General features: G+C 70.0%; 11 protein-coding genes. 3 read left to right on the forward strand and 8 right to left on the reverse strand.

Annotated features, from left to right (window positions below; genetic code table 11):
- Window positions 1–72 precede the first annotated feature (72 nt).
- Window positions 73–1680, forward strand: a complete 1608-nt coding sequence (locus D2K64_RS00930; RefSeq protein WP_370764291.1) for an ABC transporter substrate-binding protein — start codon at window positions 73–75, stop codon at window positions 1678–1680.
- 76 nt (window positions 1681–1756) lie between these two features.
- Here the strand turns inward: D2K64_RS00930 and ilvC are convergent, their stop codons facing one another.
- From ilvC to miaA, 4 genes are all read right to left on the reverse strand, one after another.
- Entirely contained in the window at window positions 1757–2773 is a 1017-nt protein-coding gene (gene ilvC / locus D2K64_RS00935; protein WP_120005750.1) for a ketol-acid reductoisomerase, read from the reverse strand.
- Window positions 2774–2906: 133 nt separating this feature from the next.
- Entirely contained in the window at window positions 2907–3425 is a 519-nt protein-coding gene (ilvN, locus tag D2K64_RS00940; protein ID WP_120005752.1) for an acetolactate synthase small subunit, read from the reverse strand.
- The gene (locus D2K64_RS00945; protein WP_120005754.1) at window positions 3425–5221 is read right to left on the reverse strand and encodes an acetolactate synthase 3 large subunit; all 1797 of its coding nucleotides are present in this window, start codon (window positions 5219–5221) and stop codon (window positions 3425–3427) included. The genes ilvN and D2K64_RS00945 overlap by 1 nt, the downstream gene beginning before the upstream one ends.
- 70 nt (window positions 5222–5291) lie before the next feature.
- Window positions 5292–6290, reverse strand: coding sequence for a tRNA (adenosine(37)-N6)-dimethylallyltransferase MiaA (gene miaA, locus D2K64_RS00950; RefSeq protein WP_120005756.1), 999 nt, complete (start codon window positions 6288–6290; stop codon window positions 5292–5294).
- Between the two features lie 26 nt (window positions 6291–6316).
- On the opposite strand from miaA, the gene serB reads away from it, so the two are divergent.
- Complete coding sequence (gene serB, locus D2K64_RS00955) at window positions 6317–7207, forward strand: phosphoserine phosphatase SerB (RefSeq protein WP_120005758.1); 891 nt, start codon at window positions 6317–6319, stop codon at window positions 7205–7207.
- A gap of 163 nt (window positions 7208–7370) precedes the next feature.
- On the opposite strand, the gene D2K64_RS00960 is transcribed toward serB, so the two are convergent.
- The 4 genes from D2K64_RS00960 to hflK form a co-directional block, all read right to left on the reverse strand.
- Complete coding sequence (locus tag D2K64_RS00960; RefSeq protein WP_120005760.1) at window positions 7371–8903, reverse strand: DegQ family serine endoprotease; 1533 nt, start codon at window positions 8901–8903, stop codon at window positions 7371–7373.
- A 179-nt stretch (window positions 8904–9082) separates the two neighbouring features.
- Entirely contained in the window at window positions 9083–9277 is a 195-nt protein-coding gene (locus tag D2K64_RS00965; RefSeq protein WP_120005762.1) for a DUF2065 domain-containing protein, read from the reverse strand.
- A gap of 10 nt (window positions 9278–9287) precedes the next feature.
- A complete protein-coding gene (hflC, locus tag D2K64_RS00970; RefSeq protein WP_120005765.1) occupies window positions 9288–10199 on the reverse strand; it encodes a protease modulator HflC in 912 nt (303 codons plus the stop codon).
- Window positions 10196–11410: an FtsH protease activity modulator HflK gene (gene hflK, locus D2K64_RS00975; protein ID WP_120005767.1), complete on the reverse strand. Its 1215-nt coding sequence runs from the start codon at window positions 11408–11410 to the stop codon at window positions 10196–10198. Before hflK ends, hflC begins: the two co-directional genes overlap by 4 nt.
- 186 nt (window positions 11411–11596) lie before the next feature.
- On the opposite strand from hflK, the gene D2K64_RS00980 reads away from it, so the two are divergent.
- Complete coding sequence (locus D2K64_RS00980) at window positions 11597–12688, forward strand: Mrp/NBP35 family ATP-binding protein (RefSeq protein ID WP_120005770.1); 1092 nt, start codon at window positions 11597–11599, stop codon at window positions 12686–12688.
- The last annotated feature ends 1 nt before the right edge of the window (window position 12689 follow it).

Genomic DNA, 12689 nt, shown 5'->3' on the forward strand with positions numbered 1-12689 from the left:
GGCGAGGTTGCAGGGCAGGAACGTATTGACGGCCCCGGCCGGCGGCCCACAGGCTGTGCCGCCATGCCGCACATGCCCCGCTTCCGCACCGCCTTCCTCGGCCGCCGCCCGGCACTGGCCGCCCTGCTGAGCGGTGCCGCCGGCCTGGCCATGCCGCGCCTCGCCCGGGGCCAATCCGCCCGGCCGCTGCGCTTCGTGCCGCAGGCCGACCTCACCATCCTGGACCCGGTCTGGACGCCCGGCATCGTCACCCGCAACCATGGGCTGATGGTGTTCGACACGCTCTACGGCGTGGACACCGGGCTTCAACCGCAGCCGCAGATGGCCGCCGGCCACGTGGTGGAGGATGGCGGCCGCCGCTGGACCATCACCTTGCGGCCGGGCCTGCGCTTCCATGACGGAGAACCGGTGCGCGCCCGCGACGCCGTGGCCAGCATCCGCCGCTGGGGTCAGCGCGACACCTTCGGCATCGCCCTGATGGCGATGTGCGACGAGGTCGCGGCGCTGGACGACACCAGGCTGCTGTTCCGCCTGAAGCGTCCCTTCGCGATGCTGCCCGACGCCCTCGGCAAGCCCGGCACCATGAACTGCTTCATCATGCCGGAGCGCCTGGCGCTGACCGATCCCGGCACGCAGGTCACCGAGATGGTGGGCAGCGGCCCCTACCGCTTCGTGGCCGGCGAGCATGTGGTCGGCGCCCGCACCGTGTACCAGCGCTTCGAGGGCTACGTCCCGCGGGAGGGCGACGCGCCCAGCCTGCTGGCCGGTCCCAAGGTGGCGCATTTCGACCGGGTCGAATGGGTGTCCCTGCCCGATCCCGCCACCGCCGCGGCGGCGCTGCAGCAGGGCGAGGTGGATTGGTGGGAACAGCCCCCCGCCGACCTGGCCGAGGCGCTGCGCGGGCGCCGCGGCATCCGGCTGGAGGTGCTGGACACCGCGGGCTCCCCCGCCTTCCTGCGGTTCAACCAGCTGCACCCGCCCTTCGACCGGCCGGAGATGCGCCGCGCCCTGCTCGGCGCCGTGTCGCAGGCCGATTTCATGCAGGCGGTAGCCGGCACCGACCGCAGCCTGTGGCGGGACGAGCTGGGCTTCTTCCTGCCCGGCTCCCCGATGGCCAGCGACGAAGGCATGGCGGCGCTGACCGGCCCGCGCGACCTCGATGCGGTGAGGCGGGCCCTGACCGAGGCCGGCTACCGGGGTGAGCGCATCGTCCATCTGCAGCCGACCGATTACCCGTCGGTCAGCGCCATGAACCTGGTGGCGGCCGACTTGCTGCGCCGGTGCGGCCTGAACGTCGATCTGCAGGCGATGGATTTCGGCACCTTCATCCGCCGCATCGCCAATCAGGAACCGCCCCAGCGGGGTGGTTGGAACTCGGTCTGCGTCAGCACGGCGGGGGCAAGCTGGGTGAACCCGGCGGCGCACAACTACCTGCGCGGCAATGGGCGCCGCTCCATCGTCGGCTCGCCAACGAGCGAGCGGCTGGAAGCCCTGCGCGACCAGTGGTTCGACACGCCGCCGGAAGACCATCCGGCCCTGGGCCGCGCCATGCAGGCGGCGGCCTTCGCCGACGTGCCGTTCATCCCGGTCGGGCTGTTCTATCAGAGCACCGCCTACCGCGCCGAGCTGTCCGGCATGGTGAAGGGCGCCCCGGTGTTCTGGAACCTGCGCCGCGCCTGAACGTGAAAAAGGCGCCCCGGCCAGAGCCGGTGCGCCTTCGGATCGGGAAAGGCCGGGAAGTCGCCCCCGGCGCCGCTCAGTTCTTGGTCTTGTCGACCAGCGCGCCCTTGGTGATCCACGGCATCATGCCACGCAGCTTGGTGCCCACTTCCTCGATGGAGTGCTCGGCCAGGCGGCGGCGCGTGGCCTTGAAGGAAGCCTGGTTGACCTTGTTCTCCAGCATCCAGTCGCGGGTGAACTTGCCCGACTGGATGTCGGCCAGCACGCGCTTCATCTCGGCCTTGGTTTCGGCGGTGATGATGCGCGGCCCGGTGACGTATTCGCCATACTCGGCCGTATTGGAGATGGAATAGTTCATGTTGGCGATGCCGCCCTCATAGATGAGGTCGACGATCAGCTTCACCTCGTGCAGGCATTCGAAGTAAGCCATCTCCGGCGCGTAGCCGGCTTCCACCAGCGTCTCGAAGCCGGCCTTGATCAGCTCCACTAGGCCGCCGCACAGCACCACCTGCTCGCCGAACAGGTCGGTCTCGCATTCTTCCTTGAAGGTGGTCTCGATGATGCCGGAGCGGCCGCCACCGACGGCCGAGGCGTAGGACAGCGCGATCTCCAGCGCGTTGCCCGACGGGTTCTGGTGCACCGCCACCAGGCAGGGCACGCCGCCGCCCTTCTGGTACTCGCCGCGCACCGTGTGGCCGGGACCCTTCGGCGCGATCATGAACACGTCGATGTCCGGGCGCGGCTCGATCAGGTTGAAATGCACGTTCAGGCCGTGAGCGAAAGCCAGCGCCGCGCCTTCCTTCATGTTGGCGTGCAGATGGTCGCGGTACAGGTCGCCCTGGCCCTCATCCGGCGTCAGCACCATCACCACGTCGGCCCATTTCGCCGCCTCGGCGGGCGGAAGGACCTTGAAGCCGGCCGCCTCGGCCTTCTGGGCGGAGCCGCCGGGACGCAGGCCAATCACGACCTCGGCCACGCCGGAATCCCGCATGTTCATGGCATGGGCATGGCCCTGGCTGCCGAAGCCGATCACGGCAACCTTGCGCGCCTTGATCAAATTCACATCGGCATCACGGTCGTAATAGACACGCATCGTCAGCGCTCTCCCCTTGGTTTGCTCATTCTGCGGAAGGAGACGTCCTTCCTTCCGCAGAGTCCTGCCTGGAACGCGGTTCCCGGAACCTGCCAGATGGATAGGATCCAGGGGCGGGATGCCCCTGGCGGTCTTAAAGGCCCTTCGCACCCCGTGCGATCGACACCACGCCGGTGCGCGACACTTCCACGAGGCCGACCGGCCGCATCAGCGCGATGAAGGCGTCAAGCTTCTCGCCGCTGCCCGTCATCTCGAACACGAAGCTTTCGGTTGTCGCATCCACCACGCGCGCACGGAACGCATCGGCGAGGCGCAGCGCTTCCTGGCGGCCGGAGCCGGAGCCGGCCACCTTGATCAGCGCCAGCTCGCGGCTGACATGCGGCCCTTCCAGCGTGAGGTCGGCCACCTTATGCACCGGCACCAAGCGGTCGAGCTGCGCCTTGATCTGCTCGATCACCATCTCGGTGCCCGAAGTCACCACGGTGATGCGGGACAGCTTCCCGTCCGCATCCACCGGCGCCACGGTCAGGCTGTCGATGTTGTAGCCGCGGCCCGAGAACAGACCGATGACGCGGGCCAGCACGCCGGATTCGTTTTCCACCAGCACGGCGATGGTCGCCGCGCGAAAGGAATTGTCGCTCGCGTCGGGCATCAGACCAGCGCCGTCCCTTCATCGGTGACACCGGAGCCGGCGGCGATCTGGCCGGGCGCCAGCAGCATCTCGTTATGCGCGGCGCCGGACGGGATCATCGGGAACACGTTTTCCTTCTCGTCCACCGCGACATCAACGATGACGGGGCGGTCGATGGCGATCATCTCGCGGATCACTCGGTCGAGGTCATCGGCGGTCTCGGCCCGCATGCCGACGCCGTGAAAGCTCTCGGCCAGCTTCACGAAATCCGGCAGTGCCTCGGAATAGCTCTCGGAATAGCGGCCGCCATGCAGCAGTTCCTGCCACTGCCGCACCATGCCCATGTACTGGTTGTTCAGGATGAACACCTTCACTGGCAGGCGATACTGCGCCAGCGTCGACATCTCCTGGATATTCATCAGGATCGAGGCCTCGCCGGCGATGTCGATCACCAGCGCGTCCGGATGCGCCACCTGCACGCCCATCGCCGCCGGCAGGCCGTAGCCCATGGTGCCGAGCCCGCCCGAGGTCATCCAGCGGTTCGGCTTCTCGAAGCCGAAATACTGCGCCGCCCACATCTGGTGCTGGCCGACTTCGGTGGTGATGAAGGTCTCGCGGCCGCTTTCCTGCGTCAGCTCGTACAGGCGCTTCACCGCGTGCTGCGGCTTGATGATGCGGCCTTCCTGAACATAGTGCAGGCAGCTCCGGCCGCGCCACTCGTCGATCTGGCGCCACCATGCGGCCAGCGCCGGGCGATCCTGCCCGGCGCCGTCCTCCTCCCAGGCGGCGATCAGCGCGCGCAGCACGGCGGCGGCGTCGCCGACGATCGGCACCTCGACCTTGACGTTCTTGTTGATCGAGGACGGGTCGATATCGGCGTGGATCTTCACCGAGTTCGGCGCGAAGGCGTTCAGCCGCCCGGTCACCCGGTCATCGAAGCGCGCACCGATGTTGAACATCACGTCGCTGCCATGCATGGCCATGTTGGCCTCATAGGTTCCGTGCATGCCCAGCATGCCCAGGAACTGCGGGTCCGAGGACGGGTAGGCGCCGAGCCCCATCAGGGTGTTGGTGCAGGGCAGCCCGGCCATGCGGACGAATTTCGTCAACAGCGCGGAGGCTTCCGGTCCGGCATTGATCACACCGCCACCGGCATACACCACCGGGCGGCGGGCTTCCTTCAGCAGCCGCACCGCCTTGCGGATCTGCCCGGCATCGGGCTCGGTCTGCGGGCGGTAGGAGCGGTGCTCCTGCGACGGCGGCGGGGAGTACTGCCCCTTGCCGATCAGGATGTCCTTGGGCAGGTCGATCACCACCGGGCCGGGGCGGCCGGAGCGCGCCACGTAGAACGCCTCGTGCACCGTGCTGGCCAGCCGGTCCATCTGCTTAACCAGGTAGTTGTGCTTGGTGGCCGGACGGGTGATGCCGGTGGTGTCGGCCTCCTGGAAGGCGTCGTTGCCGATCAGGTGAGTCGGTACCTGCCCGGTCAGGCAGACGATGGGGATGCTGTCCAGCAGCGCGTCCACCAGCCCGGTCACCGCGTTGGTGGCGCCGGGGCCGGAAGTCACCAGCACGCAGCCCACCTTGCCGGTGGAGCGGGCATAGCCCTCGGCAGCGTGCACCGCCGCCTGCTCGTGCCGCACCAGGATGTGGCGGATGGCGTTCTGCTGAAAGATGGCATCGTAGATCGGCAGCACGGCACCGCCCGGATAGCCGAAGATGACCTCGACGCCCTGTTCCTTCAGCGCGCGCAGGACGATCTCGGCACCCGTCATGGACTGGGTCTCGGACGCGGCGGGAAGGATGGCGGAGGACATGATGCTGGCTTTCCTGCGGTTGCTTAAAGCGTTCTGCTTGGCAGCCGAAACTGTGGCCGGAAGCGCCGGTCTAATGGGCCGTTCCTGACCCGTCAACGCAGGAACGAACAAACGCTAAAATTTCCAGCCTTTCTCTTTCTGAAAATTGCTCCATACCCGTGATTCGCGCATGGATCGTATGCGTCTGGCTCGGGGCAGCCAGGGCGTGGTGCCGGTACCAGGTGGCTTGGCGCTTGGTGTACTGGCCGATAGCAAGGCAGGCCCGCCGCCCTGCCTCCTCCAGCCCGATCTCGCCGCGCTGCACGGCGCCCAGCTCCGGCACGCCATGCGCCCGCATCGCCGGCAGGGCGGGATCGAGGCCACGCGCCAGCAGCGCCGCCACCTCGGCCTCCGCCCCGCCCCGCAGCATGGCGGCCCAGCGAAGGCCAATGGCCGCGCGCAGGGCATCGCGCGGCGGGTCGAGGCGGATTGCCGCGAAGCGCCAGGGCACGTCCCGCAGCATCGCGGGACCGGTGCCGCCTTCCCGGTGCCAGAAGGCCATGCCGCGCCCGGTGCCCCGCCATACCTCCCAGGCACGGGCCAGGCGCTGACCGTCGGAAGGACGCAGCGTCGCGGCGCTGTCCGGATCGGCCGCCAGCAGCCGGGCGTGCAGCGCGGCCGGACCCTCGGCGGACAGCAGGTGCCGCGCTTCCTCCCGCGCCACAGCCGGCACGGGCGGGATCTCGGTCAGACCTTCGGTCAGGGCGCGGAAATACAGGCCGGTGCCGCCGCACAGGATGGGCAGCCGGCCCGCCGCCCGGGCGGCCGCCATCTCGGCCAGTGCCTGTTCCCGCCACCAGGCGACGCTGGCAGCCTCCGCCGGATCGCGCACGCCGTACAGGCGGTGCGGCACCACCTGCATCTCCGCCTCGCTCGGCTGCGCGGTCAGCACCCGCGGCCCGGCATAGACCTGCATGCTGTCGGTGTTGATCACCGTGCCGCCCAGCGCCCCGGCCACGCCCAGCGCCAGGGCCGACTTGCCGCTGGCTGTCGGGCCCGCGATCAGCAGAGCGAATGGTTGATCGCTCATGCCGCACCGGGCATGGTCCGCGCGCCATGCAGCATGTGCTCACCCTGATCGCCCCGCCCGGCGCCCTGCCGGGCGCCCTTCCCGCGCGCATCCGCGATGCGCTCACCCCCCTCGGTGCCGATACCGGCACGCCGGACTGGCTGTCGGAGGCCGAGGCGGTGGACCTGCCCTTCACCGGCCTGGCCACGGAACAGGCCGAGGCCGCTGCGCGGCTGGCGCTGGATGGCGCCGCGGTGGACCTCGTCGCCCAGCCGGCGGAAGGACGGCGCAAGAAGCTGCTGATCGCCGATATGGACAGCACGATCGTCACCAGCGAGACGCTGGACGAGCTGGCCGCCTATGCCGGGCTGAAGGAGCGCGTGGCCGAGATCACCCGTCGGTCGATGAATGGCGAGATCGACTTCGCCACCGCCCTGCGCGAACGCGTCGCCATGCTGAGGGGCCTCGATGTGTCGGCGCTGGAGGAAACCTGGAAGGGCGTGCGGCTGATGCCGGGTGCCGAGGCGCTGGTGCGCACCATGGCGGCCGGAGGCGCGCATTGCGCCCTGGCCTCGGGGGGCTTCACCTGGTTCACCAGCCGCGTCGCGCGATGGGCCGGCTTCACCAGCCATCACGCCAACATCCTGGAGGATGACGGCAGGGTGCTGACCGGCACTGTGGCCGAGCCGGTGTTCGACCGCGACAGCAAGCTGGCGACGCTGAAGCGGCTCTGCGCCGAACGGGGCCTGCCCCTGGCGGACAGCATCGCGGTCGGCGACGGCGCCAACGACCTGGCAATGATCGGCGCCGCTGGGCTGGGGGTGGCCTATCATGCCAAGCCGGTGGTGGCGGCCTCGGCGCGGGTTCGGGTGGATCATTCGGATCTGCGGGCCCTGCTCTTCGCGCAGGGGTATCGCGCGGCCGAGTTCGTCGCGTAAAGGCCGGAGGAGGCGCGTCCCTCCTCCGGATGCCCGGCTGCGGGTACTGGCCGCCGGTCGGAACCGTGATCCTCCCGACCGGATCGGCGGCATGGTCCACCCGCCACCGCAGGTGACCAGGCTGGCTCAGTCACCCGTGGCGGAACGCGGCTCCTGCCCCACCTTACCCTGGGCTGCCGCTGCCGCCTTCCGGCGCCAGGCGCAACGGCACGAAACGCTGTCCCTGGCCGTTCTCGATCAGCAGCAGGGCCGAGGGGCGGTTCTGCCGGCGCAGCCGCTCCAGCTGCTCCTGCACTTCCTGCGGGGTCGTGACGCGGTTCTGCTGCACCTCGACAATCAGGTCGCCGGCGGACAGCCCGCGCTCGGCGGCGGAGCTGCCGGGTGACACCTCCGTCACCACCACGCCGCGCGCATCCTCCTTCAGGCTGAAGCGCTCACGCGTTTCGGGCGAAACCGGAGCCACCTTCATGCCCAGGCCCGACAGCTCCATCGTGGCGCCGGGGCGCGGCGCCTCGGGCGCGGTGGCGGCGGCAGCCTGCTGCTGCTCGGCCGGCAGTTCGGCAACGGTCAGTTCCAGCGTCTGCTCCCGGCCGTCGCGCCACACCACCACCGGCGCCTTGGTGCCAACCGGGGTCTCGGCAACAACGCGCGGCAGCTGGCGCATCTCGCGCACGTCGTGGCCGTTGAAGCGCAGGATCACGTCGCCGTTCTGGATGCCGCCCTGGGCAGCCGGGCCGCCTTCCTGCGCGCGGGCCACCAGCGCGCCGCGGCCACCACCCTGCAGGCCGAGGCTCTCGGCGATCTCGTCCGTCACCTGCTGGATGTTCACGCCGAGCCAGCCGCGCCGCACCTTTCCGGTGTCCTGCAGCTGCGCCACGATGTTCTTGGCCAGGTTGGACGGAATGGCGAAGCCGATGCCGATCGATCCGCCCGAGGGGGAGACGATGGCCGTGTTGATGCCGATCACCTCGCCCTGGACGTTGAACAAGGGACCGCCGGAATTGCCGCGGTTGATGGCAGCATCCGTCTGGATGAAATCATCATACGGCCCGGCATTGATGTTGCGGCCACGGGCCGACACGATGCCCGAGGTCACGCTGCCGCCGAAGCCGAGCGGGTTGCCGATGGCCAGCACCCAGTCACCGACCTCGGCCCGATCGGAGTCGCCGAAGCCCACCACCGGCAGCGGCTTGTCCGACTTCACCCGCAGCACCGCAAGATCGGTGCGCTGGTCGGTGCCGACCAGTTCGGCCCGCAGCGTGGTGTTGTCCTGCAGCACCACGTTGATCTCGTCGGCGCCGTCGATGACGTGGTTGTTGGTGACCACGATGCCGGACGCCTCGATGATGAAGCCCGAGCCTTGGCTCTGCTGGCGGCGCGGCGGCTGGCCGGGGCGGGCGCCGGGCGGCCGGTTGCGTTCGAAGAAGTCGCGGAACAGTTCCTCGAACGGGCTGCCCGGCGGCGCCTGCGGCATCTCGGGCGCATCGGGGCGGTTGCCGCGCGCCTGCAGCGTCTGGTTGGTCTGGATGTTGACCACGGAGGGCAGCAGCCGCCGCGCCAGCGGTGCGAAGCTTTCCGGGGTGGCCGGGGCCGAAGCGGGAGCCGGGGCCGGCTGCGCCTGGGCCAGGGCCCGTGGCGGCAGGATCAGCGGCGCCGAGGCGACGGTGGCGGACAGGATCAGGGTGGCGAGACGCATCGGCAAACCTCGCTGGCAGGACGGAGCCGGGCCGGCTCGGGCCCGGAGGGTGAAGATGGGGCGGAAGGCGCCGCGGCGGAAGGGCCGCTCACCCCGGCGCCCCACATGCCGGCCGGGGCGAAGCGTGCGGCCGCCCCGGCGGTGATGGAACCGGCGGCGAAGCGTCGGGTTGCCACCCTCTAGCCCCGCACCAGAAAGGTCGCGGCCGCCAGGCCGGCCACGGCAACGGCCAGGCCGACCAGGCGCAGCCGTTCCGGCGCCACGGTGCTGATGCCCGCCAGGGCACGGCGCATGACGTCCGGAAACGCGGCATACAGCAGCCCTTCCAGCGCCATCACCACCGCCACACCGGCGAGCAGCTGAAGGCTCGTCAAACCAGGTGCCTCACGGCGCCGCCGGGGCCGGAGCCGGGGCGGCGGGCTGCGACCCGGTTTGCGGCATGGCCTGACGGAAGTAGCGGAAGAAATCCGAATCCGGCGTCAGGATCAGCCGCGTCTCGCCCTCGGAGAACGCCTCGCGATAGGCCTGCATGGAGCGGTAGAAGCCCCAGAATTCCGGGTCCTGCTGCGCCGCCTCAGCGAAGATGCGGATCGCTTCCTGGTCGCCCTGACCGCGCAGCGTGTCCGCCTGCGCCTGGCTTTCGGCCAGCAGCACGGTGCGCTCACGCTCGGCGCCGGCGCGGATGCGGGCGGCCACTTCGCCGCCCTCCGCCCGCGCCTCGCGCGCCACGCGTTCACGTTCGGATTGCATGCGCCGCAGGATGGCCTGGGTGTTCTCCTCTGGCAGGTCGGCGCGGCGGACCCGGACATCCTCCACAGCGACGCCGAAGCGGCCTGCCTCGGCATTCACCTGCCGCTGGATCTCGGTCATGATCCGCGCCCGGTCGGAGGACAGCACCGCCAGCAGCGGCTCATTGCCGAGCACGCGGCGCAGCGCCGAGACCACGATGGAGGACAGGCGACCGCGGATGCCGGTCTCCTGGGCCCCGACGGTCTGGTAGAACAACAGCGGATCAACGATGCGGAAGCGGGTGAAGCTGTCCATGATCAGCCGGCGCTGGTCGCCCAGGATCACTTCCTCGCCCGGCGCATCATAATCGAGCAGGCGTCGGTCAAACGAGATCACCGTCTGAATGAACGGGATCTTGGCGTGCAGGCCGGGCTCCTTGATCACCCGCACCGGCTCGCCGAACTGCGTCACCAGCACCTGCTCCGTCTGCTGCACGGTGAACAGCGAGGAGGCGGCCGCCAGCAGCGCCACGGCGGCGACGCCGCCCAGGATCAGGGCGCGGTTCATCGGCTGGCTCCGGTTTGCGGACGGGGCGGTGTGGTGGTGACCGCGGGCGGGTCGAGCACGGCCGGCGGGGCCGGCGTGGCGCCTTCCGGCGGCCGGGTTTGTCCGCCGCGCGACTCCAGCGGCAGGTACGGCACCACGCCCTGCAGCCGGTCATCCACCAGCAGCTTTGGATTGCGGCGCAGAATATCCTCCATCGTCTCCATGTAGAGGCGGCGCATGGTGACGTCCTTCGCGACCTGATAGGCCGACAGGATCGAGGTGAAGCGTGAGGCCTCACCGCGGGCGCGGGCCACCTGGCTTTCCTTGTAGCCCTCGGCTTCCTGCACCAGCCGCTGGCCTTCGCCGCGGGCGCGCGGAATCACCTCGTTGCGGTAGGCCTCGGCCTCGTTGCGCAGGCGCTCGCGGTCGGCATTGGCGCGCTGAACGTCGCGGAAGGTGTCGATCACCTCGTTCGGCGGGTCGACCTTCAGCAGCTGCACCTGCGTCACGTCGATGCCCGACTTGTACTGGTCCAGGATAAACTGGACGCCGCTCCGGACCCGGGTCTCGATGTCCGCGCGGGCCTCGGTCAGCGCCGGCTGGATGGCTGTCTGGCCCACCACTTCGCGCATCACGCTTTCGGCCGCCGACTTCACCGTCTGCTCAGGATTGCGGGTGTTGAACAGGTATTCGCCGGCGTTGCGGATCTGCCAGAACACCGCGAAATCGATGTCGATGATGTTCTCGTCGCCGGTCAGCATCAGGCTTTCCTCGGCCACGTCCCGGGCCGGCACGGGCCGGGTCAGCGGCGCGTCTGCCGGGGCGCGGAAGCCGACGTCGATCCGGTTGATGCGGGTGACGCGCGGCGTGGTGACGCTCTCGACGGGCCAGGGGATGCGGTAGTTCAGGCCGGATTGGGTGACGCGGTTGAAGGCGCCGAAGCGCATCACCACGCCCTGCTCGTCCGGCTGCACGCGGTAGATGCCGCTGGCCGCCCAGACCGCCAGCAGGGCGAGCGCGCCGAGCCCGATCCATCTGCCGCCACCGCCGCCGCCCGGAAGGATCCGGCGCAGCGCGTTCTGCGCCTGGCGGATGGCCTCGTCCAGGTCGGGTCCCCCCTGACCTGGGCCGCGCCCACCACCCGAGGGTGGTTGCCCCCAGGGTCCGCCCGGACGAGGATTGCCCCAAGGGCTCCCCCCTTGGCCGGATCCGCCACTATTGTTCCAGGGCATCGGCTGGCTGTTCTCCCGTCATCTCTCGGTGGCCCGGCCAGAAGTGCTTGCGCGATGGTGGTGCATGCGCGACAGGGCCGGACCAATCAGTCCATATGTCGCCCTGTCCGGGCCGGATGCAACGCGACGCGGCGCAACCGACGGGGGCAGGCCCGATATTGTCCGCTTTCTGGGGGTTTTCAAGCTATGGCGGAACCGAAGGCCGAAGAAGCGCTGGCGAATGCGATCCGCACCGCGCTGGCAACGGTGCGGCACCCCCGCACCGGGCAGGACGTGGTGAGCGCCGGCATGCTCCAAGGACTGGTGGTGCGCGGAGGTCTGGTGCAGTTCGCGCTGGCCGTGGCGCGGGAGGAAGCCCGCGCCCTGGAGCCGCTGCGCGCCGCGGCCGAGGCCGCCGCCGCCGCCGTGCCCGGCGTGGCGTCCGCCACCTGCGTGCTGACCGCGCACCGCGAAGCCGCCGCGCCGCCGCCACCGCCGCAGCGTTCCGCCGCGATCCAGGCGCGCCACGGCGGCACCGGCCAGATCCCGCTGCCGCTGATCAACGCGGTGGTGGCGGTGGCCTCCGGCAAGGGCGGCGTCGGGAAATCGACAACCGCGGTGAACCTCGCGGTCGCGATGGCCCAGTCGGGCCTGCGCGTCGGCCTGCTGGATGCCGACATCTACGGCCCGTCGCTGCCGATGATGCTTGGCATCAGCGAGCGCCCGAAGGCCGAAAGCGGCCGCATCCTGCCGCTGGAGCGCTGGGGGCTGAAGGCGATGTCGATCGGCTTCATGGTGGACAACGAGACGCCGATGGTCTGGCGCGGCCCCATGGTGATGGGCGCGCTGGAGCAGATGCTGGGCCAGGTGGAATGGGGCGCACTCGACATCCTGGTGATCGACATGCCGCCCGGCACCGGCGACGCGCAGCTGACCATCAGCCAGCGCGTCAAGATGGCCGGCGCGGTGATCGTCTCGACGCCGCAGGACGTGGCGCTGATCGACGCACGCCGGGGCATCCGCATGTTCGAGAAGGTGAACGTGCCGGTGCTCGGGCTGATCGAGAACATGTCGTATTTCTGCTGTCCGAATTGCGGCCACACCGCGCATCCCTTCGGCCATGGCGGCGCGCGGGCCGAGGCGGAGCGGATGGGGGTGCCCTTCCTGGGCGAACTGCCGCTGCGCCTCGAGATCCGCGAATTGTCGGATGCCGGGACGCCGGTGATGGTGGCGCAGCCGCAAGGCGAGGCCGCCGCCCAGTACCGTGCCATCGCCGAGGCGCTGCGGCAGCGGCTGTGAG

Source organism: Teichococcus vastitatis, assembly GCF_003604215.1.
Lineage (GTDB): Bacteria > Pseudomonadota > Alphaproteobacteria > Acetobacterales > Acetobacteraceae > Pseudoroseomonas > Pseudoroseomonas vastitatis.